Raw genomic sequence first — 24,156 nt, forward strand, 5'->3', positions numbered from 1 at the left:
TGAAATTCCCCACCTATCACCTTTCGCATTTTTCCATTAGATAGAGTTTTTTCAACAACCCGGGACGCCTCGTGGCGTCCTTTTTCCTTTACTATGAGGCTAATTATGGATAATATGGTAGTTAATTTATTTTTTCATGATTACAAAGGAGGTACTCTATGACAACGCAGCTGAGAATAGCCTTGCCCAAAGATAACCTGGAGACCGTCGTTTCATTGCTAGAAAAAGCTAGGATTCCGATTCCTCCTCATATTTTGAACACAAGAGCCTATTTGCTTTCTTCTCAAGCGATGGAATGGATTATCGTGAAGCAGATTGATATTCCTATGCTCGTTGAACGTGGATCGGCCGATTTGGGAATCACCGCCAAGCATATTTTATGGGAGCAGCCCAAAGAGCTTGTCGAATTGCTGGACCTTGGTACGGACCGGGTGGAGTTGTTTCTGTTCGGCGAATCCGGGATGCTGAGCCGTCCGGACTTGACGATTGCAACGAAATATCCGAGGATCACTTCGAGGTATTTTCAGGGCAAAGGAAAGCATGTCAGGACGATACCCGCTATCCTGGATTCGTTGAATGCATCTGATGCCGTGGTCGCGGCGGATCAGGATTACGCCCTTTCCCCAGGAAGGACGATAGTCGATACAATAGCCGCTTCGACGGACCGTCTTATTGCCAACCGGAGCAGCTATTGTCTCAAGCAGCGTACTATCGATGATTTTTGTTCCTGCTTACAGCGCGCTATTTAACCATACAATACAAAAAGGCGGCCGTGATAGCCGCCATTTTTTGTATTCGTTTGTTGAGAAACTTAGTTTAGTGCGAAAAGGGCTAATATGGAGATGGGGTATGCCTCGGAGGAGTTTACGTCCGCCTTTGAAACCCATGAAAATACCGCTAATTATAATCACATTTCATGGGTTTCAACAGCGGCTGGAGGGGCATATCCCATCGCAATATAATGGCCATTTTCAGTTTTCTCGAGTTTCTCAACAAACAAAAGGGCAGCCTCATCGGCCGCCTTTTTTTCTCATCCTCACCACATAAGCGGCGTAAATAATCAAATATAGCACGAACATGAAACTGGATACGCGGTACATCATGGCATAATTCGTTGCTGCAGCGATAGGTCCCAGAAGGAGAGCGCCGAGACCGATACCGAGATCAAAGGCAGAGAAGAAGGTCGCGTTGGCTGCGCCGCGCCGTTCCGGAGCAGCACGCTGGACGATCCATGCCTGAAGCGAAGGCTGGATAGCGCCAAAGCCGGTGCCGTAGAAGGCGGCTGCCGCTATCAGACTGCCGGTTCCCGTTGTAAAGGACAGCAGAATCAGGCCGGCCAGGCTGAACAGCGCTCCAGGGAGCAGAACCCAGACATGCCCTCGGGTGTCGAAGATTTTGCCGGAAATAGGCCGCACGACAAACAGCATAATGGCATTGACCGAGAAAAACCATCCGACATTGGCGATACCCTGCTCTTTCCCGAACAAGGTGATGAAGCTGACGATCCCCCCGTACGTTAAGGCAAGGAGCAAAACAAGCAGGGAAGGGAACAAGGCTTGCTTATCAACAAGCCGGGACCATAAGCTTCCTCGGGAAGCCTGGTTTCCTTTCTTAACGGGAGGTTCCGTGCCGGCTGCCGCGGAGTAAGATTTCCCGCCTACCAGCATGGAGACCAGAATGGATAGCAGGGTGAGGCCGAACGAAACGCTGAATAATACGCCAAAGCTGAAAGTATTGATGATGGCGATACCGCTCATGGGTCCCAGTGCCATCGCCAATGTAGAGGCCAAACCGAAATAGCCCATACCTTCGCCCCTGCGGGACGCCGGAATAATGTTCGAAGCCATCGTTCCATAGGTGGTAGTCGAGATGCCCCAACCGATCCCGTGCACGACCCTCAGCAAATAGATCACACCTACGCTGGCGGCGGCTATGTAGCTTCCAATGGCAATCAAAATGATGACAGAACCTATCACGAGAATGGATCTGCCCGAAAACATATCGAGGGCCGCTCCAGAGAAGGGCCTAATGATTAAGGCGGATACGGTTAGTATAAAAATAACCATCCCGACGGCCGAATTGTCTCCTCCAAGCTGGGTTACGTAAGCCGGAATGGTAGGCAGCAGCATTTGGAACCCGAAAAAAAGCAGCAGGTTGGCCAGGGCTAGTAAAATAAAGGTCCGGGTCCACAAAGGCTCTTTACCTTGCTTTTGCTGATCGAACGGCTGCTCTGCAGTCTCGACCCGATCCGCCACGGTCTGACTCATAAACCATTCCTCCTTTACAAAAAAATTATACATTTTAAATAAAAATGTTTACTAAATAAATTATACACGTCTCCGGACAAAAGTAAATACATCTTTTTCCCCGGATGCAAAGGACTGGGGCTTCTGCACTTGATCCCAATTTCACTCCTGTCTTTAACAAGAGCAGTACTACTATCCAGACAAAAGATCGGCTCCGATACTTACAATGCTTTACTATTTTCGCTATAATAAATAAGAAAGCTATTGCTTTGCTTAAAATAAAAGGATACACATTTCATAGGATGGTGGAAGCCATGCATTTCGTAAATCCGCAAATTACCGTTACGATAGGTGCAGCTATGGCAGCCTGTATGGCCATGCTGTTCAGGATGCGCGCATCCAATAAAGCAGTCAATCCTAAGAAACTGCTCATCCCGCCGCTGGCTATGAGTACGGGGTTTCTTATGTTTGCAGCGCCAATGACCCGAATTCCGTTGTCCTGGGCTATGGGTGCTTTCTTGGTCGGAGCTCTTATATTCTCTTATCCGCTGATCCGGTCCTCCCAAATGGAGGTGCGAGACGGTGAGGTTTATTTGAAACGCTCCAAGGTATTTATTTTTATTCTCGCAGGGCTGCTCGTTATTCGTATTCTGCTGCGGCAGATTATTGAGCAGTATGTGACTCTGCCCCAAACGGGAGCCATTTTCTTTTTGCTGGCTTTTGGTATGCTGCTGCCTTGGAGATTGGCAATGTACTTCCAATTCCGCAAGCTTCAGCCTGCCAAGCAGCAATGGGATGGCTAAAAATGCAAACCAAAGCTTCTTATGCCCGATCGCGGCAGGGAAGCTTTTGTTATTATTAGCCAATTTTGCGCCTCCCGGCAAAGTACCAGACTCAGCTTTGAAGTCTAGCCCCACGTTACGGGGTTATTTTGCATTTTGCGGAAACAAGGAATGAGGACGTCAGCACCCTTCATACTTATAAGTAACAAGTATGTGACCGAGGAGGCTTGTCCGATGTCTTTTTTTGATAAGATGAAGCAGGGAGCATCCGATGCCGCCAAAAAAGCTCAGCAAACTATGGAAACGACGCGGCTTAAGACACAAATGGCATCCAAGGAGAGGGAAATTGAAAAAGCGTATCTTTTGATTGGGGAATGCGTATATCAGGCGCATGCGTCCGGCAATTGGAAAGCATCCGAGCGGGACGTTCTGGCCTACTGCGATCATATCGGCCTGCTTCGCCAAGGGATTCAGTCATTAGAGCAGAGGATTAAGGCGGCCAAAAATGAGAAAGAATGCCGATGCGGCAAAATCGTCGCCATGGACGTCAGATTTTGTCCGGTCTGCGGCTTTCAGTTCGAGGACTTCCCAAGAGCGGAGGAAACAGATGAGGCTATCCAAGTGATGTGCCGCTCCTGCCGCAACTACAATGAAGTCGGGGCTAAATTCTGCGCTCACTGCGGAATCGTCCTGTGAACAGGAAAAGAAGAGAAGACGGCGCTTCTCTTCTTTTTGTGTTCTTATTTTTTGGCAGCAAGCCAGTCGGCAAGCCCTTGAATCTCTTCGTTTTTCAGTTGGGTTTTGAAAGCAGGCATTCCTCCGCCGCCGGCACCGATCTTGGCCGCAATTTGATCCTTGGACAGCTTGCCGCCCACTTTGGTCAGGTTAGGTCCGGTTTTACCTTCCAGATTGCCTCCATGGCAGGCTACGCAGCTTTGCTTGTAGATCGCTTCGGCATTCACCTGTGTCGTAGCGCCGGTTCCGCCTGTAGTCCCGCCAGTGGGAGCTCCGCCGGTGGTACCGCCTGTTGTACCTCCCGTAGTCCCTCCGGTCGTACCGCCTGTTGTTCCACCTGTGGCAGGAGAAGGAGCAGGGGAAGGACTTGCTTGGTTCTTGGTTCCGCAAGCGGACAAGCTTAAGGTAAGAGCGGCCGCCAGCACGATAATGGTCCATTTGTTTTTCATCTTAGTTCCTCCATGATTTGCTTGGTGTCGTCTTTTTTTTCGACGGTCACGTCTTCAACCATCCCTCTGGTGGAATTACGAAATTCCCTCAAGGTATCGCCGAACGCTCTCCCCAATTGGGGGAGCTTGGCGGGACCGAATACGATCAGGGCGATGATCAGAATGATGATCAACCCTGAGACCCCGATGTTGTTGAACATTTGGTTCCCTCCTTAGAGTTTTGCCGAAGGCAAAACTGACTTCGAAAGCGTTACTGAGTTTTGCCGAAGGCAAAACTGACTTCGAAAGCGTTACTGAGTTTTGCCGTAGGCAAAACTGACTTCGAAAGCGTTACTGAGTTTTGCCGAAGGCAAAACTGACTTCGAAAGATGCTGCTCATTCCGCTTCGCCTCAACTGTTGCTCGGCATCGTCGAAATTTTGCGGTAGTAGGTTCCCGATAAGATTACGCTCAGCTCAAACAGCAGAAGCAGCGGAATCGTAACGGACAAATGGGAGACGAAATCCGGCGGAGATATGCAGGATCCGGTAATGGCAAGACCGAGATACGCGTATTTCCGCGTTTTTTTGAGCCTGTCCGGCGTCAGAACTCCGATGCGGGTCAGGAACAGCACGATGACAGGCATTTCGAACGCGATCGAGAGCGGGAAGATCACATTGAACATAAAGGAGAAATACCGGTCTATCCCGTATGTTTCCACCGCTCCGATGCTTTGATTCATGCTTTTCATAAAACGCACCATCATCGGAAAAACAACGGAATAGCTGAATGCGACTCCGCACATGAACAGGAAGAACGCGGCAGGGATGTAAGCAAACGTCTCCTTGGCCTCCCTATCGGTCAAACCGGGTCTCACAAACGCCCATATGTGGTAAAGCAGAACCGGCAGAGTCAGAAATATCGCAAAGACAAACGCGCATTTCATATAAATGAACAGCCCGTCCGTAAAGGAGAAGACGTTCCATTCAATATGAGCTGCTGCCGGCTGGGACCGGATATATTGCAATATGCCCGGTGACAAATAGAATCCTCCGCCTAGAGCAAGCACGAACCATGCTATGACGATAATCAACCGTTTTCGGACTTCGGCCAGGTGCGCGATAAGCTCTTCATTGGCTTCCAAATGCTTCACCCCGCTATGCTAAAGGGCCAGGTGTCTTCAAGTATTTCAGAATTCCCTCGGAAGCCCGGTATGCAAGGGCTCCAACAACGGCAGTAGGATTATAGCCGCTGTTATGTGGGAACGCAGAAGCGCCGACGACGAACAGGTTCTGTACATCCCACATTTGCAGATAGTTGTTCACGGCCGAGGTCGTCGGATCAGCTCCCATGATGACACCGCCGGTGTTATGGGTCGATTGGTAAGGAACGATATTGTAGTTTTTCAGCTCCGAATTGGTTTGGACCGTAGTCGCCTTCATTTCCTTCATAATCGCGTCCGTCTTGCTGGCGATGAACTTGACCATCTCACGGTCTTGATCCTCAAAGTCGTATGTAACCCGGATTAATGGCTGCCCGTATACATCCTTATAGGTTGGATCCAAATCCAGATAATGATGTCTCCATGGCATATTGGAGCCCTGGCCGGCCACGGTGAGGACCCGGTTCGCATATTTGATGGAGGCTTGTTTGAATTCCTTGCCCCATGCAGGGGTTCCCTTCGGCGTTGAGTTATTGGCGATCGGACGAAGACCCGCTTGGGCTATCCGGATCCCTGCTCCATGGATGAAATTCAAGTTGGAGTGGTCGAAGTTATCTCCGTTGAAATCGTCTACCTCTGAACCCAAGGCTCCGGCTCCCGCATAAAGATTAAACTCCTGGTCATCATAAAACCCGATCGAGTTGGCGCCGTTAACCTGATACGCATAGTTTTTGCCGATAACGCCTGTGCCGGTTTTTGGATCGTATGGCTTGCCCAGCTTGGAATTAAGCAGCAAACGAACGTTGTTGAAAACGAAGCTGGTCAAAATCACGACATCGGCCGGCTGCTCAAATTCTTCACCGGTTATCGTATTCACGTAGACGACACCGGTTGCCCTCTTCCCGTCATTCAAGATCCGAGTGACATTAGACTCGGTTCTTAGCTCGAAGTTCCCCGTCTTCTGTGCTACAGGGATCACTGTGACGACCGGATCCGCTTTGGCCCCGTATTCGCATCCAAACCGTTCGCAGAAACCGCAGTATTGGCAAGCGGCGCGCGCAATTCCGTCGGGATTGGTGTATTGGGTGGACAGGTTGCCGGAAGGGTAGATGTAAGGATGCATACCCAACTTTTTGGAGGCATCCTCGAACATTTGCATAATCGCAGTCTTCTTCATCGGAGGCGTAGGAAACGGATTCGAGCGTTTGCCGACCATCGGGTTTTGCTCGGCCTCTCCGGAGATGCCCGCCGTTTTTTCAAACTTGTCGAAATAGGGCTCCAGCTCATCGTAGGTGATACCCCAGTCTTGAATCGTCATTCCGTCAGGGATTTTTTTGGCCCCATAGCGTTCAATCGTTTTGGACTTAATCTCGAAATCATAGGGCAGGAAGCGAAAGTATTGACCGTTCCAGTGAACGCCGGCTCCGCCGAGCCCTTCGCCAAGAATGAAGGAACCATAGGAGCGCATCGGAAGCGCAGTTCCTTTCTCCGTGTTGCGGAAGGTGACGGTTTCTTTGGACAGGTCCTGAGCCAAGCCATACTGCTGGGCATAACGAAGCTCATCGTGAACCATGTAGTAGTCCTCGGTCTTTCTTGCCCTGCCGCGCTCGAGTCCGACCACCTTCACTCCCGCTTTTGCCAGTTCACAGGAAATCACGCCGCCCGTCCAGCCCATACCAACGACAACAGCCGATACCTTGGGTAATGTTGTAGCCATGCAGTTCTAACTCCCTTCTAGTGGCTCAAATGGTCACGCAAGCTTTGCGGGTCCATTTTGACAAATTCTTTTTTATCGACAACATCCACATAGCTCATTTGGTTGCCGGGGAAATTTTTCATCTTCCAGCCCAGCATATTTTTGTTGCCTCCGTACAGCGGATCGGAATAAACGCCTTCCATAGTGAAATTGACCAGCAGCTTGAAGAAGACAGGGCCTGTCGAGCCGTAGAGCTTGATATCATTGCCGGCCTCCAGAGCCTTCAGCACCTCGTCCTGCTCCGCTTCTCCCAAGTCCAAAAACGACTTCTGGTATTTGGTTTGACTCAAATTCTGGATAGCCTGCAGCCCCATCGTGAACAACTCGTGCCGCCTTACGTTCGGGAAGTTGCCTTGGGTCGCTTCTCCTGCCAGAAAGGGTCCCATCATATATTCTCTGGCGTTAATCCCCCATTGTCCGGCTAATTGATGGTCGATAAAATAGGCGACACCCAATTCCTTTGCTCCCGGACCAAGCTCGTCCTTCGGATAAATCCGCTCCGTTGCCGCTTCCGTCAGACGAAACTGCTCCTGATTGAAAAACATCAGCGCTTGATTGTAATCTGCGGCTGTTCCTGTACCGGGTTGAGCTGTATCGGGCTGCTTGCCCGGCTCGGTTGCTTTCGGAGCAAGATTCCGGCCAATGACTCCCCCAACGACGCCGCCTACGACAACCCCGCCGATGGCAGCACCCGAATATTTCAGAAACTTACGCCTTGAGTCACTTTGCGGTTGATTCGGTCTTTGATCCGGCAAAGTAAGCCCTCCTTCAGTCAGAAATGTTTGGATATGGGTAAATTACCTGTAATGCCGTTAGTTTTCCTGTAAATTTCCTTTTTATGCGAACGGGAAAAAGTTTTTTATGCGTCGGTAGAAAAGGATTGTCAGCCTGCAAAAGCGTATGGTAATATATAACAATTAAGTGGAAGGGCTTCTAGGGATCCGACGGTTATGGGCCGGTTCGAACCAAGCGAAGCCGAGTGCAGCTGCTGCACTACACCGTAGGGATAAAAGACCTCGAGCAAGTTCCGCCTGTCAAGGCAGAACGGCACGGGGTCTTTTCTGCTTTAGCGGAGGAAAGGAGATGGAAGCATGAAAGTCATTCAAGCGGACGGATTATCGAAGGCATTCGCCATCAAGCAAAAGGAAGCGGGGGTTGCCGGCAGCCTGCGCTCGCTGTTCAGGCCCAAGTATACGGAGAAAGCCGCCGTGCTTGGCATCGATTTGACAGTGGAAGCGGGGGAGACGCTCGCGTTCCTTGGACCGAACGGGGCAGGCAAATCGACCACGATCAAGATGCTGACCGGCATCCTGCATCCATCGGGAGGGTCGGCCAAGGTGCTTGGTATGTGTCCATGGAAGGAAAGAAGCCGGCTGGCCTACCATATCGGCTCCGTCTTTGGGGAAAAATCACAGCTGTGGTACCATCTGCCACCTATCGATACCTTCGAGCTGATGAGCCGGATCTATGAACTGAAGCGTGATGATTATAGGAACCGCCGGGATGATCTGGTACGCCGGTTCGAGCTTGAGCCGTATTTGCATACACCGGTTCGAAAGCTGTCGCTCGGTGAACGCATGCGCTGTGAAATCGCGGCGGCGCTGCTGCACCGGCCGGGAATTGTCTTCCTGGATGAGCCTACGATTGGGCTGGACGTTATCGTAAAGCAAAAAATCAGAGAGCTTATAGTGGAGCTGAACCGTGAGGAAGGCACGACGATTTTCTTAACCTCCCATGATGCAGGAGATATCGAGCAGCTGTGCAAAAGAGCCATCGTGATTAATCACGGCCAGGTCATTCTCGATGATCATGTGGAGCGCATGAAGAAAGAGCTGTTAACGGAGAAGACGATCCAGCTGAAGCTTCAGGAGCCCGGGGAGCCTTTTCAATTTCCCGGCGTCAAGCTGATAAGTCAGGGGGCAGCGGAAATGAGGCTTTCTGTAGACACGACGACAGCGAATTTGGAGAAGGTGCTTTCCCATATCGTCACCCACTACCGAGTAGTCGATGTAACGATTGAGGATCCGCCTATGGAACAAATCATTTCCCATATTTATGCGCGTGAAGCGAAATATGGATCGCGAGACGACGGAGGTGAGCCGCATGAAGCAAGAGGGGTTGAACCTGAGTACAGCGGTCAGCGGCAAGGCTAAGCAGCCGCGATTCTCCGCGCTTGGCAAGCTGATCAAATACGGTGCGATAGGCAGGGTCACGCTGCGGAATCATTTTGCCTATGTGTATGACTTTCTTATTCGTTCCGTCTTTCTCATCATTATCATGTATATATTCGTTCAGCTGTGGAGGGTGACGTATCAGGGGGAAGGCGGCGGTCTGATTGAGGGCTACAGCTACGAGCAAATCATTTGGTATATCTTGTTCGCCGAGGCCTTGACAACGGCGTTCCCCAGCTTGTCTACCCGCGTGGAGGAGGAGGTTAAGAACGGGGATGTCGGCTACAAGCTGATCCGTCCGCTAAGCTATATCGGGTATCATTACGTCGGGTATATAAGTGAAGTGGCGATCCGGCTATTGGTAAATCTGTGCGTCGGAGGGTTGCTCGGCATTGCCCTGTTCGGATGGCCTGACTTCGGCTGGGGATGGGCAGGGTTTATCCTGATGTCCGCAGGGGCGGTCACCGTAAATTTCCTGCTGAACATGGCGCTTGCCCTTTGCGCGTTCTGGGTTGAGGAGACAAGAGGACTGGAATTTGTCTACCACAAGCTGTTGTTTACCATTGGCGGCATGCTGATGCCGCTGGAGCTGTTCCCGCGGGCACTTCAAGAAGTATGCCGCTGGCTTCCGTTCCAGACGGTGCTGTATGTTCCGGCAAGAACCGCGGTGCGTTGGTCTGACTTTGCTATCATACCGATGCTGCTGACACAGGGAATATGGATTATTGTGCTCGGAGCAGGTGTGGCGTTGATGTATCGCCTGGGTGTCCGCAAGGTCAATGTGAACGGAGGATAGAGAGGAGGAGTGAAGCATGTTTCGAAAAGCACAAGGGATCGGACTCTTTGTGTGGAGCTGCTGGAAGCTGAACCTTGCCGGGGCGATGGAGTTCCGTCTCAGCTTTCTGATGACGGCCGGGATGATGATGGTGAATAATGCGGTATGGATTTTATTCTGGGGATTGTATTTTCACAGATTTCAAGTTGTAAACGGATGGACGCTTCAGGACGTGATGATGATGTGGGCGGTAAGCTCGGGGGGCTTCGGGCTATCAGCCGTCTTCTTCGGCAATGCGTACCGGATTGCTTCCCTGGTTGCCGCAGGTCAGCTAGACATCTATTTGTCGCAGCCGAAGCCGGTATTGCTGCATGTGCTGGTCAGCCGGATGTCGATTTCGGCCATCGGGGATATTCTATTTGCCCTGCTGATATATTCCTTCTTCGGTGACTTGTCGTTGGCAGGAATGGGCAAGTTCGCCCTGGCATTGCTTATAGCAATGGTCATCTTCGTGTTTTTTGTAGTGATCTTTCAGTCTCTTGCCTTTTTTATCGGGAATGCTGAGGGGATTGGACAGCAGGTGTTTAACGGCATGCTGGCCTTTTCGACTTATCCTACGGGAATTTTCAAAGGAGCAGGCAAGCTGATTCTTTTTACCATAGTTCCGGCCGGGTTCATCAGCTATATGCCGATTGGGCTGCTTCGTTCGGTGGAGCCGTTATTCCTGTTTCAGGCGCTTGGGGTCGCGCTGCTGCTTGCCGTGGGGGGGACGGCTTTCTTCTATTACGGATTAAAGCGGTACAGCTCCGGTAATATGATGGGCTTAAGAATGTAGAATGATGAAAGTAATTTTGAACCGAATGTCGTTTAGAAGGTCAGGAGGGGATTGAACTGTGACTATACCGGGAGCCATTCCCAAGCCCTTGGACCGGCCGCGTTGGCGAACCTGGCTTGGAATCCTGTATTATCGGATGCGGCGTCGCTTCAAGTGGATAACGAGCTCTGCCAATTGGGCTTCAGAAATAAGCAGCGACCAACTGCCTTATGTGATTTGCACCCATCGGACGCCTTTACTTCGCCAGCTGAAGGATGTCGACATGCAGCTTCAATATAACAAAGTAACGAATTTACGTATTGCAGCACAAAGACTGGACGGTATTCTATTGAACCCCGGAGAAACGCTGTCCTACTGGAAGGCTATCGGAAAGCCTACGAGGCGCAAGGGGTATAAAGACGGCATGATTCTTCATAAAGGAACGGTTCGAACGGGGGTAGGGGGAGGGCTGTGCCAGCTGTCCAATCTGATTTACTGGCTCGCGCTTCATACTCCGCTCCAGGTCGTCGAGCGGTACCGGCACGGCTACGACGTCTTTCCCGATGCGGGAAGAACGCAGCCCTTCGGGACAGGTGCCACCTGCTTCTATAATTACTTGGACCTGCAGCTGTATAATCCGACGGAGGCGATTTATCAGCTTCATATCCGGTTGACGGAGCACGACCTTATCGGGGAGTGGAGATCGAATCTGCCCGCCCGTTACCGTTATGAAATCATGGAAACCAAGCATTGGTTCACGCAGGAGCTGTGGGGCGGATACGTAAGGCATAATCTTATTGCCCGGAATCAGTATACAATAGAAGGGGAATGGTTAGGCGAGGAACTAGTAGCCGAGAACCATGCCATCATGATGTATGAGCCATGTTTGCCGTCAGGAGAATAAGTCTTCTTTCCTATTTTTGTTCTTCCAAGCAAAAAACATATACTTATTTAGTGAAATTAGGTATAATGGTAGGGAGTATAGTCCTATGAAATTTACGTGATTTTGCTGAAAAGGGGACCTTTTATATCATGAAGGCAGAATATATTAATCCTTTCTTGGAATCAGCAAGGATTGTCATTGAGCAAGTCGCCAATATCCGCCCTTCCACAGGGAATCTTGGGATAAAAGACGTAAAGTTCGTAGAGAAGTACATATGGATTCAAATCGGGATGACCGGCCAGATGCAGGGGGATATCGTATTCGGGCTTCATGAAGAGGTCGCTTTGAAGATGGTCTCAGCGATGATGGGCGGTTTTCAAGTTTTGGAGATGGATGAAATGAGCAGGAGCGCCATCTCGGAGCTCGGCAATATGATCAGCGGCAATGCAAGCACCATGCTGTTCAATCAAGGGGTTAAGGTTGATATTACGCCGCCGAAGCTGCTGCATTCCGCGAATTCCGCAGGCTTTTTGCCGAAAAAGGCGTTAACGATCCCTCTCATTATGGATGGAATCGGCGAGCTGGATATTCAGGTTTTGATCGTCTAATCAAAATGCTTTACAATACGAAGTGGGGAGCTCCGGCTTGGATGCGATCCACTTTTTTTAGTTCCTGTCATTATAGGGCTGTGTAAGGCAAATTGGATAGCTCGCCGTGTCTGTGGTACCGACGTGTTTGGGAGGAAAATCATATGTTTTTTGGAAAAGTTGCTGTCATTACAGGAGCTTCAAGCGGTATTGGAGCCATCATGGCACAAAAGCTTGCAGAGAAAGGGGCTACACCTGTACTCTTGGCCCGTTCCGTGGATAAGCTGGAGCAGGTGGCGGATTCCTTGAGAGTGCCGAGCGGTATCTATCAGGTCGATGTCACCTCGACAGAGCAGGTTAACGAAACGATTCAAAAGGTCATCAGCCACTATGGCAGAATCGATATATTGATTAATAACGCAGGGTACGGCGTATTTGAGAAGTTCGTGGATGCACCGATAGAGGAATTTGAAGGCATGATGGACGTGAACTATATGGGAACCGTCCGCTGCACGAAAGCCGTACTGCCGCATATGCTCAAAGCAGGCAGCGGGCATATTGTGAACATCGCTTCCATGGCAGGCAAGATCGGCTCGGCCAAGTCCTCGGGGTATTCGGCAACCAAGCATGCGGTGCTCGGCTTTACCAACTGTCTTCGTCAGGAGCTTGTCGACACCGGGGTTCACATTACCGCCATGAATCCGGGACCGATCGATACGCCGTTCTTCGATAGAGCGGATCCTACGGGCAACTACGTGAATAATGTCAAATGGTTCATGCTGAAGCCGGAGCAAGTGGCTGATAAGGTAGTCCGGGCGATCGAACGGCAAATTCCGGAGATTGACATGCCGCTTATGGCCGGAGTCGGCGTGAAGCTGTTCCAGCTGTTCCCGCGTGCATTCGATAAGATTGCATACAAGGTGCTCAACAAGAAATAGGGCCGTCAAGGCTGTTATACGGGCAGCAAACAGCAAAGGAGCCTGCGACAATGGTCACAGGCTCCTTATACATCTTACGACGGGGATGAGGTTCCATTAAGCTTATGATACGCTTCAAGCAGCTTCAGAACCGGGATGCCGTTAATCGTCATCCCCTCCATGGAGCAGTCGCTGATGCTGACTCCGTCCAAGGTACAGTCCGAAATGCTGCTTCCGTTCAGGTCGCAGTTTTCAAAGCGCAGCGGGCGCTGCTTCGCCCCCTCAACGTAGGCTGGATGGCCAGCAGGAGGCAGGCCGATGTTATGAATGTAAGCTCCGCCCAGCTGGGCGCCGTCAATCTCCAGATCGCTTAGGTTGGCATCGCTAATGCGTGTTCCGCTTAAGTTGATGTCTGTAAAACGAAGGTTTCTTAAATCACTGCAGCGGAATGAGGTCTCCGGCATGGAGACATTACGGAAGCTTACCTTCTCACCGCGGGCGTTGACGAACTCAGACCCGGAGAAGGTGGATTGGCTTAGAAGGATCTGCTGGTTCCTTGCGCCTTTGTCCTTGATCTCGAATTGCTCGCTTTCCGTGCCATTTCCATTAAATAATGACATTAGGATCACCGCTTTCCTTAGAATAGGGAGTGGAGGTTGATGTCCACCTGAACATATAGACGCCAAAATAGGCTGTTTTCTGACAGCTTATTGACTTCAATCAGTATAAAAAGAAAAAAGACAGGAACATTAGTAAGCTTCCGGTCTTGTCATGGTGTAAGAACTGTTTGGGGTAGGCTACAGGATGAGCATTATTCCTGTTCCGTCGTTTTATTCCGTTCCTTCAATTGCTGGTTTAGGTCGCGGATTTCTTCAAAAAGCGCTCTTACGGCCGCTTTGCCCTCGGGGTGGGATTGATTCCAGTGGCTTGTCAGAGCCGGCATGGATCTGTGGATATGATTATAAATGGACCAAGCTTTAATTTTTTCCACCATCTCGGGAGAGGAATCGCCTGTCACAAGCTCGGCAAATTTATCAATCAATGCGTCGAGTTCGGTTTGAAATTGGGGATTCATAGAAGCTCCACCTTTCAGAACATAATAAAATGTACTTATTGTAACCATAGTTAGTCTAGCGCACGAATGGATTTCTGTCAAAATAAGGGTCGGCTTCGATAGATGCTGACTTGAGGAGAAAGGAGAACAGCAGCGATGACAGAACGGCTGCCCATTGAAGAACTGGGGGAACGAAAAAGCCAGGACGCTTCTTTCCATACGCAAACAAGCATACTATGGACTAAGGATGCGGGACAGGAGGCAGGTACAGCGGAAGAAGCAGATTCGGATCTGCCGATGGAATGGGCGGCGGACGAGAGGGAGGCATACCCAAACGGCACTTTGCTGGAGAGGGAGCCTCTGCGCTGCCGTTACAAGGGGCTTCTGCTTTACCGGCTTACCTATATCAGTGAAGGGCTTAGAGTAAAAGGATACCTGGCTGTCCCTGAAGCAACCTCCGCATCGGAATGCTTTCCTGGGCTTATCTACTGCCGCGGCGGCATCCGTAAGGTAGGGATGGTTCGCAAACGGCGGATACTGTCCATGGCGAAGCGGGGATATGCCGTATTTGCCCCTTTCTACAGAGGAAATGAGGGAGGCGAAGGCCGTGAGGACTTCGGAGGTGAAGACCGGTATGATGTGCTTCACGCGATTACGCTTGTGCAGTCGCTGCCGGAAGTGAAGCCGGGCAAGGTTCCATTGATCGGGTTTTCCCGCGGTGCTTTGATGGCCATGCTGGCGGCGAGGCAGTGCGATCAGGCAGGCCCCGTCGTCGTCTGGGGAGGCGTCAGCGATCTGTTGGATACCTACGAGGAAAGGGTTGATTTGCGCCGCATGCTGAAGCGGGTTGTAGGGCATCCCCGCAAGCAGATCGACTCTTACAAAGATCGTTCGCCCGTGTATTGGCTTCAGGAGCTGAACGTGCCGATCCTTATCGTGCACGGTACCGCGGATACCCAGGTCAGCGTATCGCATGCCCGCAAGCTGGCGGAAGGATTGGAGCTGGCGGGAAAAGACTACGCCATGGAGCTTTATGAAGGACTGGAGCACCGATTCCCGCGGGACGCGGACGAGAAGGCTTTGGATGCGGTATTCGAATGGATTACCGCAAAGCTGGAGAAGACAAGGGAAGCTTGATGTTCCTCTTCTCCGTTGGTATGATGCATTTATGAAGGGGGAATTCGATGAATAACGGTTTTGCTTCTTTACATATTGAGGATGTTTACGTAAGGCGGTTGCAGGCAATGGATATTGTCACCCCATCGCCGATTCAAGCGGAAGCTATTCCCGTCATTCTGGAGGGGAAGGATGTTGTAGCCCAATCCCAGACAGGATCCGGGAAAACATTGGCTTATACGCTGCCGCTGCTGCATAAAATAGACAAGACCTCCAAGAACGTACAGGCTGTAGTGCTTGTACCGACCCGCGAACTGGGCATACAAATCGTACATACGCTGGAGCAGCTGACGGAAGGAAGCGGCATTCGGGTCCAGTCGCTCATCGGCGGCGCGGCCATCAGCAGGCAAATAGACCGCCTCAAGCTGCGTCCTCAAGTAGTGGTGGGTACCCCTGGCCGGGTTCTGGAGCTTTTAAAGCTTCGTAAGCTAAGCATGCACTACGTCCATTACATGGTCGTTGACGAAGTGGATCAAGTGTTTGAGCTTGGTTCCATGCATGAAGTGGAGGCCATCTTCAAGGGGATGCAGAAAGAACGCCAGGTACTGTTCTTCTCGGCGACGCTGCCGGAACCGGTTCAAGCGGTTATCGACAAATGGATGCATGAGCCTGTATTCGTGCAGGTTAATCCCGAGCAGAGAACGTCGCAGACCCTGGAGCATCTGTTCTTCGTATGCGAGGAGCGGGATAAAATCGATACGTTAAGACGGCTTGTCCGGCTGTACAATCCTCCTGCGGCCATTGTTTTCATCAATGAAACGGAGGATGTGGCCGAGGTAGTCGCCAAGCTGCAATATGCAGACTTGTCCATTGAGGCCTTGTACGGGGATGCCGGCAAACAGGAACGGGCCAAGGTTATGCAGGCGTTTCGCAGCGGCAAATTCCAGCTGCTTCTGGCAACGGATATCGCCGCCAGAGGACTGGATATCCCCCATGTGACGCATGTCATCAATCTGGATCCCCCGATAGATGCCGATCATTATGTTCACAGGGTCGGCCGGACAGGCCGAATGGGCAAGAAGGGAACAGCAATTTCGATCATTACGCCCAAGGAACGGTTTATTATCAACAAGTTCTCCAAATCGCTCGGAATTACAATCGAGGAAAAGGAAATGGCCTACGGGAAGGTGCTCGATCCCGGGGAGCGAAGAAGCGGGCCTAAGGCGGCGAACCGTACCAGAGTAGAGCCTGCAAGACGCAGAAGCGGGGAAGCAGACGGCGAGACCCTTGGCGGTTCACCGAGAGAGACGGCAGCGAGACCCGATGCTCTTAAGGCAAGAACCGCGTCGCTGGCGCCAAAGCCCAAGCAGGCTGCCGTGAAGCCGGCATCCGTCTCCGATAAGCGCAAGACGGAGCGCGAGCGCGAAAAGGATCGCAAAAATAAAGGAGCTCCGCGCTGGCTTAAGGAGAAGCAAAATAAGCCTAAGCAGTAAATAGCTCCATGTAATGTAGTCTGGTTCAAATGGAAGATGAGGTTAGGGGAGGAGCTCGCAAGAGAATATGGGGAAGCTGCTAAGGGGGATTTTGTCTATTGCCATAGTGTGCGCATTGCTGCTGGGCGCAGCCTACTGGTATGTTCAGCCGGCGCGGACGCTGGATTTGAATTATTCCGAGCTTGAGGTTCGCAATAAAGTAGCGAATATGCTGACGAGCCGTAAGCTTGAAGTCGATCTGACGGAGCCGGAAGTGAACAGCCTGCTGAAAAAAGCGCTGGCCGCCCATCCTCAAGTGGGTTCCGATCTCGAAATGACAGGGGCCGAATTTTCCCTGGAAGGCAATCGGTGGGTGGCGGATGTCAATTTGCTATATAAGGGGCAGTGGACATTCGGCGCCAAGCTGTACTTTACGATGTCCTGGAAAGAGCCCTATATGATAGCGACCCATACGGCTACACAGATCAAGGAAGTATCGATTCCCGGCACATGGTTTCAGCTGGACCCGCTGCAAATTCAGTTAAATGACTATGTTCCTAAACCGGCCGCTGTGAGAGACATTGCCTTTGAGGAGCACGGGGTGCGGGTTGGACTGAAGCTTAGATAAGCTGGAATGAATGATAATAACGAAAAAATATGCCGGATACGTCAGACAGGAGAATCCTGTTGGGCTGTATCCGGTTTTTTTTGTCTGCAAGTATAGGTGGACTTTATGAATGTTATGATCCATATAAAGAAGGAATTGGAAATCAAAAGGAGAATATATATTCGCATATCGGTTCTGTTTTGTGCTGATAGCATTGATTTGGCAAAGGAGGAAGGGGTGAGCGGAATGTTATTACAGCTGGAGCATATGCAGATTCCAGTATCTGACCTGGAGCAGGCTATAGCCTGGTATACCATGCATCTGGGCTTCAAGCTGGAAGGAAAGCATGAGCATGTACATGCTTTTTTAACTTTGCCGGAAGGGCCTATGTTGATGCTGTGGGAGACGAAGGACAACACGGCGGCCCATTTTACAGTGAACGGTAAGGACATGCCGGTGCTGCTGTATCGTACCGGACAAATTCATGAGCTGCACAACCTGCTTGCCGGGCTGGGCAGTACAATCACTTATTATCGGGATGACGGCTTTGGCTGGGTGCTCAAATTTTATGATCCTTTCGGCAACCTATGGGGAGCCATTCAATTAAACGAAAGCAGGTAGAGATGAAATGGGGAAACAAATCAGCAGCTCGCTTACGGTTTTGATGGTATCGGACGCAGAACGGTCACAAGCTTTTTATCGCGATGTATTAGGCTTTGACGTAACCCCGTGGTGGGCAGTGAAGGACGGTCTCCACGGTCTTGCATTGAAATTGCTGCAAGCAGGGGATGCATCGGCAGTTAGACCGAATCCTCCTGCTAAGGGATCTTCCATAGGTGTCGACGTTTACGCTTATGTTGAGCATTGGGACGCATTGGATCAAATGTACAATGATTTCCGCACCAAGGGAGCGAAGATTGCCAAGGAGCCGGTCATCTATCCGGACCAAGGACCGTGGAAGGAATTTATCGTCGAAGACCCGGATGGATACCATCTTGCGTTCGGCGGAATTAATGGCACACGGGCCCATTACAGTATCGAAGCTCATGTGGATAACGTTGTCGTATGGGTCAGAGATATCGATCGCGCCGTGGAGAGATACAGCCGTCTGATGGGGCTGGAGGTTCGCAAGGAGGATCGCCATACGAACCAGCTCCACCAGTTCCATCTGGCTAATGGTACAAATCTATTGCTTGATTCCAACGGGATGGAGCATATCCCGGTTCCGGAGAAAGGTCCGGTCTTGTTTCATTTGAGCACGTCCAACATCGATAAGGCCATCCAGCATACCCGGGAATGCGGCTTCGAGGTGGTCTACGGGATCCATCGTTTTGATCAGGTGGCCTTCTTTAATATCCGTGACGAGGACGGCAATATCATCTCGGTATGCCAGAAGCATGCTGCGAAATGATGCGGAATCTCACGAGCACTTGAAGAGGAACTACAGCAGCAGGTGAAGGTGAATAATCCCCTTAGATCTTCTGAAACAAACGGGCCAAGGTCATTCCCGCTGACCTCGGCCTCGCATTTCTTTATGAATCTTTTTCCAACGGTCCTTCTCGACCCGAGCGGCTGCGGCGTCCGCCTTTCGTTCCATGTAAGCGAGCTCCTTCTGGAGCTTGAGAAAGCTCGCGAATCGCTCGGGTTCGAGCTGCCCATCTGCCAAGGCGGCTTGAATGGCGCAACCGGGCTCGCGCTGGTGCTTGCAATCCGCATAGCGGCAGTTTGCCGCAAGCGCGTCGATATCCTGGAACGCGATATCCATCGATCCGCTTCCTTCCCAAAGCTGCAGCTCCCTCATTCCCGGCGTATCTATGATGAGCGCGCCGCACGGGAGGATAACAAGCTCGCGATGGGTTGTCGTATGCTTTCCCCGGTCGTCGGCTTCCCGCACATCGCCTGTTTTTTGCCGCTGCTCACCGTAAAGGCTGTTCAGCAGAGTCGACTTGCCGGCGCCCGAAGATCCGAGCAAGGCTATCGTTTCACCCCGCTTAAGGGTACCAAGAATCTTCTCAGTTCCTTTATCGGCAAGGCTGTTGACCATATAAACAGGAACTCCGAAGGCAATGGCCTCAACTTCAGCAAGCTTGGCCTCGGCTTCGCCGTCCTCGCACAAATCTTTTTTGGTCAGAACAATCTCCGGTGCCGCACCGCTTTCATAGGCCGTTAGAAGATAGCGCTCCAGCCTCCTCACGTTAAAGTCGCGGTTCAAAGCCATGACCAGGAACACACGGTCGACATTGGCAGCCACGATCTGTTCTTCTGTCGTCTGGCCCGCAACCTTCCTTGAAAATTTGCTTTTACGCTCATAGACTCCGTGAATGATCGCTTTGCGTTCTCCGGGGAGCTTCCTCATCCATACCCAATCCCCAACCGCCGGGTAGTCATCGCGTACGGAGGCTTCATAACGGTATTTGCCGGACAATTCCCCCAGCCATTCGCCATCCTCGGAGTATATCCGATACAGATGCGTATGCTCCAGCGCAACGCGTCCGATATCGTAGTCTTCCTTGTGCTGATTAGCGACAAACGGCTGATAGCCGAACGCTTCTAAGGCTGTAAGTTCGTGCTTCTTATTGATAATCCCACCAAGCTTTCTTTTGAAGGTTTGTTATGCGCTCATTGCACGGTTGATACTTAATCCAATGTTCACTCATCCAACATCACTCCGATCTCATTACTATAGCCATAGTATAGGGATGAAGCCGCAGGACTAACAGGGGGAAAATAAATATAAAAAGTTTTTACATCGGTCCAGCTGCGCCGGGTTGAACCCTTTTCGTTTACATTCCGTTTAAATAGATATCGTAATCTTTTATTGCGAGAGAATTTCCGGTAAGAAACGGACATACAGAAAAGAGGTCGGATAGGAGATGGAAAAGATGAATGGGAAGAACCCATCAGGACAGTGGCGCTTATTTATCAAGGTCATTCGGCAGACGAAGCCCTCCAAATGGATGCTTGGCATCGCAGTTGGGCTAAGCGTCATCTCGACGATCGTAGGATTGATTGTACCTTTGTTCACCAAAAACCTTGTGGACAGCTTTTCCCTAACGTCGATTGAGCCCAAGCAGATCGTGCTGCTCGTTATGACATTCACTGCCCAGGCATTGGCGGGAGGGGTATCCATATATTTACTGAATCGCGTCGGGCAGCAAATTGTCGCGAACCTGCGGGATCGGCTGTGGAAGAAGCTGCTCGCCTTGACCGTTCCTTATTACGATAATCATCGTACAGGGGAGACGATCAGCAGGATGACGAACGATACCGGAATTGTGAAGGGGCTTATTTCGGAGCACCTCACAAGCTTTTTTAACGGAGTGATCTCAATCATCGGTTCTATAGCTATCCTGCTCTACCTGGATTGGAAGATGACCTTGATCATGCTGCTGGCCGTACCGCTCTCGGTGGCTATTCTGCTGCCGATCGGACGTCAGATGTTTGTGATTTCCAAAGGGCTTCAGGACGAAACAGCCCGGTTTACGGGCGTCTTGACCCAGGTGTTGTCAGAAATTCGACTTGTGAAGTCGTCCAATGCAGAGCCGCTGGAATATGAGGCCGGGAAAGCCGGTATTACGAAGCTGTTTCAATATGGCGTGAGAGAGGGAAAGGTTCAGGCGCTGATCTCTCCAATAATTTCTTTCGTCCTGATGGCTCTGCTGGTCGTCATTATAGGCTATGGCGGAATGCGGGTATCGTCCGGCATTCTGACAGCAGGTGAGCTGGTCGCGTTTATTTTGTACCTGATCCAAATCGTCATGCCGATGACCCAGATTACCCAATTCTTCACCCAGCTGCAAAAAGCGATGGGAGCAACGGAGCGCATCATCGACACATTGGATGCGGAGGAGGAAGACACCCTGCAGGGACGGAAGCTCGAGAATGCGCGTCAAACGATCACCGTCGACCATGTTTCATTCGGCTACGACGGCGGCGATCCGGTATTAAAGGACGTTCATTTCACCTTGGAGCCGGGACAAGTAACGGCAATTGTCGGCCCTAGCGGCAGCGGCAAGACGACGATGTTCTCCTTGCTGGAACGATATTACCGCCCGCAGAGCGGAACGATCCGGCTCGGCAAGGAGAGCGTTGAAGAGTATTCGCTGCAATCCTGGAGAAGCCAAATCGGCTATGTGTCGCAGGAAAGCCCTATTATTGCAGGAACGATAAGGGAAAACATCACCTACGGCATGGATCGGGACGTCACCGACGAGGAGCTTCAGCGGGCTGCCGCGATGGCGTATGCGGACCTGTTTATTAGCGAGCTGCCCAAGGGATACGATACGGAGGTCGGGGAGAGGGGAATTAAGCTGTCCGGCGGGCAGCGCCAGAGAATCGCCATAGCCCGCGCGCTGCTAAGAGATCCCCAAATCCTGATGCTGGACGAAGCAACCTCCAGCCTGGACAGCAAATCCGAAATTGTCGTGCAGGAAGCATTGAATAATTTGATGAAGGGGCGGACAACGCTCGTCATAGCCCACCGGCTTTCCACGGTGGTAGACGCCAGCCAAATCCTGTTTATGGAGAAAGGGCGGATTACAGGCAAAGGGACTCACGCGGAGCTGTTGGAGACGCATGCCTTATATCGGGAATTTGCCGCGCAGCAGCTGCGGCTTCAAGAGCCTGCAAAACAGCATAGCGTATAAGAAAAAGCAGAGGAAACGGTAGAACGTTTTCTCTGCTTTAGTTTGTTGAAAAACCTGAAAATCCGAAAATTGCTTTGGTACCCGGTGGGGTACCCTCTTCCGGTCGCTATTGTTCTCGGGAAATTTTGGATTATACACGCTGATTAGCGGGGATTTCCCGAGAACAAAGGCCTGCAGGGACTTATTTCTTGCGTTTATTCACATAGGAAGCATAAACGATCTCGCCTGTATCGAGCTTTGCGATTTCGTCATTGGTCCATCCGGCGATTTTGTTATTGCCTTTGACGCCGGTCAGCTTAATTTTGTATTTGGTTTCCAGGTAGCTGTCCAATGCCGGCATATCCGCTTCGGTAAGCTCTCTCAGCTTCTTCTTGCCGTTTAGCTGTCCCATCAAAATGCCGATCGTTTCGGCGGCGGTGCTTGTATTCGGTTGAATTCGCGCACTGCCGTAAGCGATAGCGGAGGCACCGACGTTCTTGCCGGCAAGAATGACATTGTCGTAGTTTTTCAAAAGGAAGCTGCGTAGCGGCATCCCGTATTTGTCGGGACGTCCCATCTCAATGCCCCACTTGTTGGCGCTCGTTCCTTGCAGATCGAGAGGATAACCGGCGATGCTGACGTTATCCCAGAACATTTTGGCTCCCAGCATGTCCGACGGCTTTAACACATAATCGGATTCGTAATGGTTATATTCACGTATGTACAAGTAATTCGGGAAGCCGTTCAGCTCTGCGTTTTCCCACCCGACAATATTTTTGCGGAAATGATTCAGAATCAGCGGGATTTCCTTCTTCCCGAGCTCCATGGCTTCGGCTACCGATTTGTCATCACTCGGATCGACGGTATAGATCAGGAACGCATTGATGATGACTTCACCGTCGCGCTGGTTCACCGCGTTCAGTCCCCGCAGGAACACTCTATCGTTGGTCGGCTTATAGGCGCTTGTCATGCCGCTGAGTCCAATGGCAAAGCTGTCATCGACCGAGCCTCCGCCGTACTTGGCCCTCCGCTGCTCCGGAGTCATATTGTTGAAGCTTGTTTTGAATTTGTTCCAGTCGACATTTTTGAACTTCATCATCATGCCTGAGCTCATATACTCGATGTTATTTTGACCGTAGAAGGCTTCCAGGCCCGGCATCCGTTTGGCATCAAGCTTGCTGATCAATGCTGCAAAGTCGGTATTGTCGACGAAATAATCCGCCTTTATATTTTTCTTGGCTCCGTCTTTTCCGGAATAGGTGATGGATTCCACCGCGTGCGCCCCGAATTTGCCCGGGGTTTGCTTCACTTCTTGAATTTTGATGCCGGACTCGACAGGGATATCCTTCTTCAGCTTATCAAAATACTGAGTAAATTCCGGCAGCTTGCGTATTTTGCCGTTGCGGAAGCCGTCGAACAGCTCCTTGGCGCGGCCTTGAACCAGCGAGTGGTATTGATCATCTCTTGTTTCGTCCAGGAACAGCATTTCACCCTGGAGAACTTGTCCACCGAACGCTTCGCGAGGGTCCAGCACCTTCACCTTCAGCCCCTCATCAGCGGCCGCCCTTGCCAGATACAATCCCTCAAGCTCGCTTCCCAACACAACCACATCGACCTTTTCCGATGGGATCGGCGGCTCCGGCGTTGGTGTCGGCGTCACGGTCTGCGGCTTGGTCCCGCTAGACGATGCTTCCGTCGTGCCTTGGTTATTCTGTGCTCCGCCGCCTCCGAAGTGCATCACCGAGTAGACGGCTCCAGCCGCTACCAGGGCCAAAACGGACAGGCCGACGGATAACTTTTTTCCATTCCATTTCATTACGTGGTATTCTCCCCCAATCCTTTCCTTACCTGTTCGATTTAGGAATTTCCCTTACCGAAAAAAACAGTATAAAAATAGTCTACCATTTTTCTCATGCCTGTTCAAAAGACCCCCACAAACATTTTCGGGCAGGCGAAACATTGTAGTAGTAAATACAGGAATTCTTCGCGAAGGTTCTGATTCACAAATCATGACTATACATCCACCG

At 51.1% G+C, this 24,156-nt stretch carries 25 protein-coding genes; 15 read left to right on the forward strand and 10 right to left on the reverse strand.

The features are described 5' to 3' along the window. Nucleotides 1-158 precede the first annotated feature (158 nt). Nucleotides 159-749 (forward strand): type 2 periplasmic-binding domain-containing protein, encoded by a 591-nt coding sequence (locus B1728_RS08885; protein WP_079909845.1) that lies wholly within the window; start codon nucleotides 159-161, stop codon nucleotides 747-749. A 261-nt stretch (nucleotides 750-1,010) separates the two neighbouring features. On the opposite strand, the gene B1728_RS08890 is transcribed toward B1728_RS08885, so the two are convergent. Beyond that, the gene (locus B1728_RS08890; protein WP_179135953.1) at nucleotides 1,011-2,267 is read right to left on the reverse strand and encodes an MFS transporter; all 1,257 of its coding nucleotides are present in this window, start codon (nucleotides 2,265-2,267) and stop codon (nucleotides 1,011-1,013) included. Nucleotides 2,268-2,560: 293 nt separating this feature from the next. On the opposite strand from B1728_RS08890, the gene B1728_RS08895 reads away from it, so the two are divergent. Both B1728_RS08895 and B1728_RS08900 read left to right on the forward strand, forming a co-directional pair. Further along, nucleotides 2,561-3,049 carry a CcdC family protein gene (locus tag B1728_RS08895; protein ID WP_256865294.1) on the forward strand — a complete coding sequence of 163 codons (489 nt, stop codon included), beginning with the start codon at nucleotides 2,561-2,563 and terminating at the stop codon, nucleotides 3,047-3,049. Nucleotides 3,050-3,262: 213 nt separating this feature from the next. After that, on the forward strand, nucleotides 3,263-3,724 hold the full coding sequence (locus tag B1728_RS08900; RefSeq protein WP_079909848.1) for a zinc ribbon domain-containing protein: 462 nt from the start codon (nucleotides 3,263-3,265) through the stop codon (nucleotides 3,722-3,724). A 44-nt stretch (nucleotides 3,725-3,768) separates the two neighbouring features. On the opposite strand, the gene B1728_RS37190 is transcribed toward B1728_RS08900, so the two are convergent. The 5 genes from B1728_RS37190 to B1728_RS08925 form a co-directional block, all read right to left on the reverse strand. Further along, complete coding sequence (locus B1728_RS37190) at nucleotides 3,769-4,212, reverse strand: c-type cytochrome (RefSeq protein WP_079909849.1); 444 nt, start codon at nucleotides 4,210-4,212, stop codon at nucleotides 3,769-3,771. Then, nucleotides 4,209-4,412, reverse strand: coding sequence for a twin-arginine translocase TatA/TatE family subunit (locus B1728_RS08910; RefSeq protein ID WP_079909850.1), 204 nt, complete (start codon nucleotides 4,410-4,412; stop codon nucleotides 4,209-4,211). Before B1728_RS08910 ends, B1728_RS37190 begins: the two co-directional genes overlap by 4 nt. A gap of 190 nt (nucleotides 4,413-4,602) precedes the next feature. Further along, entirely contained in the window at nucleotides 4,603-5,334 is a 732-nt protein-coding gene (gene tatC / locus B1728_RS08915) for a twin-arginine translocase subunit TatC (protein ID WP_079909851.1), read from the reverse strand. A gap of 13 nt (nucleotides 5,335-5,347) precedes the next feature. Next, nucleotides 5,348-7,069: a GMC family oxidoreductase gene (locus tag B1728_RS08920; RefSeq protein ID WP_079909852.1), complete on the reverse strand. Its 1,722-nt coding sequence runs from the start codon at nucleotides 7,067-7,069 to the stop codon at nucleotides 5,348-5,350. Nucleotides 7,070-7,086: 17 nt separating this feature from the next. Continuing rightward, nucleotides 7,087-7,863, reverse strand: coding sequence for a gluconate 2-dehydrogenase subunit 3 family protein (locus B1728_RS08925; RefSeq protein WP_079909853.1), 777 nt, complete (start codon nucleotides 7,861-7,863; stop codon nucleotides 7,087-7,089). A gap of 336 nt (nucleotides 7,864-8,199) precedes the next feature. Between B1728_RS08925 and B1728_RS08930 the strand changes: the two genes are divergently transcribed. From B1728_RS08930 to B1728_RS08955, 6 genes are all read left to right on the forward strand, one after another. Then, nucleotides 8,200-9,261, forward strand: coding sequence for an ABC transporter ATP-binding protein (locus B1728_RS08930; RefSeq protein ID WP_079909854.1), 1,062 nt, complete (start codon nucleotides 8,200-8,202; stop codon nucleotides 9,259-9,261). Continuing rightward, nucleotides 9,212-10,075, forward strand: coding sequence for an ABC transporter permease (locus tag B1728_RS08935; RefSeq protein ID WP_079909855.1), 864 nt, complete (start codon nucleotides 9,212-9,214; stop codon nucleotides 10,073-10,075). Before B1728_RS08930 ends, B1728_RS08935 begins: the two co-directional genes overlap by 50 nt. A 16-nt stretch (nucleotides 10,076-10,091) precedes the next feature. Then, on the forward strand, nucleotides 10,092-10,889 hold the full coding sequence (locus B1728_RS08940) for an ABC transporter permease (RefSeq protein ID WP_079909856.1): 798 nt from the start codon (nucleotides 10,092-10,094) through the stop codon (nucleotides 10,887-10,889). Nucleotides 10,890-10,947: 58 nt separating this feature from the next. Further along, nucleotides 10,948-11,772 carry a VanW family protein gene (locus B1728_RS08945; protein WP_483310971.1) on the forward strand — a complete coding sequence of 275 codons (825 nt, stop codon included), beginning with the start codon at nucleotides 10,948-10,950 and terminating at the stop codon, nucleotides 11,770-11,772. A gap of 128 nt (nucleotides 11,773-11,900) precedes the next feature. Then, nucleotides 11,901-12,359: a chemotaxis protein CheX gene (locus B1728_RS08950; protein ID WP_079909857.1), complete on the forward strand. Its 459-nt coding sequence runs from the start codon at nucleotides 11,901-11,903 to the stop codon at nucleotides 12,357-12,359. A gap of 143 nt (nucleotides 12,360-12,502) precedes the next feature. After that, nucleotides 12,503-13,276, forward strand: a complete 774-nt coding sequence (locus tag B1728_RS08955; protein WP_079909858.1) for an SDR family NAD(P)-dependent oxidoreductase — start codon at nucleotides 12,503-12,505, stop codon at nucleotides 13,274-13,276. A gap of 74 nt (nucleotides 13,277-13,350) precedes the next feature. Here B1728_RS08955 and B1728_RS08960 read toward each other — a convergent pair whose 3' ends face one another. Together B1728_RS08960 and B1728_RS08965 are read right to left on the reverse strand one after the other, a co-directional pair. Continuing rightward, a complete protein-coding gene (locus B1728_RS08960; protein WP_079909859.1) occupies nucleotides 13,351-13,875 on the reverse strand; it encodes a pentapeptide repeat-containing protein in 525 nt (174 codons plus the stop codon). Between the two features lie 191 nt (nucleotides 13,876-14,066). Further along, nucleotides 14,067-14,330 (reverse strand): DUF2573 family protein, encoded by a 264-nt coding sequence (locus tag B1728_RS08965; RefSeq protein ID WP_079909860.1) that lies wholly within the window; start codon nucleotides 14,328-14,330, stop codon nucleotides 14,067-14,069. Nucleotides 14,331-14,606: 276 nt separating this feature from the next. Between B1728_RS08965 and B1728_RS08970 the strand changes: the two genes are divergently transcribed. The 5 genes from B1728_RS08970 to B1728_RS08990 all read left to right on the forward strand — a co-directional run bounded on the left by B1728_RS08970 (nucleotide 14,607) and on the right by B1728_RS08990 (nucleotide 18,915). Next, nucleotides 14,607-15,446 (forward strand): prolyl oligopeptidase family serine peptidase, encoded by an 840-nt coding sequence (locus B1728_RS08970; RefSeq protein WP_079910157.1) that lies wholly within the window; start codon nucleotides 14,607-14,609, stop codon nucleotides 15,444-15,446. 47 nt (nucleotides 15,447-15,493) lie between these two features. Then, nucleotides 15,494-16,918, forward strand: coding sequence for a DEAD/DEAH box helicase (locus B1728_RS08975; RefSeq protein ID WP_079909861.1), 1,425 nt, complete (start codon nucleotides 15,494-15,496; stop codon nucleotides 16,916-16,918). Nucleotides 16,919-16,985: 67 nt separating this feature from the next. Continuing rightward, complete coding sequence (locus B1728_RS08980; protein WP_079909862.1) at nucleotides 16,986-17,525, forward strand: hypothetical protein; 540 nt, start codon at nucleotides 16,986-16,988, stop codon at nucleotides 17,523-17,525. A 225-nt stretch (nucleotides 17,526-17,750) separates the two neighbouring features. After that, complete coding sequence (locus B1728_RS08985) at nucleotides 17,751-18,125, forward strand: VOC family protein (RefSeq protein WP_079910158.1); 375 nt, start codon at nucleotides 17,751-17,753, stop codon at nucleotides 18,123-18,125. A 7-nt stretch (nucleotides 18,126-18,132) separates the two neighbouring features. Continuing rightward, a complete protein-coding gene (locus B1728_RS08990; protein WP_079909863.1) occupies nucleotides 18,133-18,915 on the forward strand; it encodes a VOC family protein in 783 nt (260 codons plus the stop codon). Nucleotides 18,916-19,005: 90 nt separating this feature from the next. Here the strand turns inward: B1728_RS08990 and rsgA are convergent, their stop codons facing one another. After that, nucleotides 19,006-20,085: a ribosome small subunit-dependent GTPase A gene (gene rsgA / locus B1728_RS08995; protein ID WP_079909864.1), complete on the reverse strand. Its 1,080-nt coding sequence runs from the start codon at nucleotides 20,083-20,085 to the stop codon at nucleotides 19,006-19,008. A gap of 292 nt (nucleotides 20,086-20,377) precedes the next feature. Between rsgA and B1728_RS09000 the strand changes: the two genes are divergently transcribed. After that, nucleotides 20,378-22,150 (forward strand): ABC transporter ATP-binding protein, encoded by a 1,773-nt coding sequence (locus tag B1728_RS09000; RefSeq protein WP_079909865.1) that lies wholly within the window; start codon nucleotides 20,378-20,380, stop codon nucleotides 22,148-22,150. Nucleotides 22,151-22,331: 181 nt separating this feature from the next. Here B1728_RS09000 and B1728_RS09005 read toward each other — a convergent pair whose 3' ends face one another. Continuing rightward, nucleotides 22,332-23,945: an FAD-dependent oxidoreductase gene (locus B1728_RS09005; RefSeq protein ID WP_079909866.1), complete on the reverse strand. Its 1,614-nt coding sequence runs from the start codon at nucleotides 23,943-23,945 to the stop codon at nucleotides 22,332-22,334. Nucleotides 23,946-24,156: the final 211 nt, after the last annotated feature.

Source organism: Paenibacillus sp. 32352 (assembly GCF_002042965.1).
GTDB classification, from domain to species: domain Bacteria; phylum Bacillota; class Bacilli; order Paenibacillales; family NBRC-103111; genus Paenibacillus_S; species Paenibacillus_S vulneris.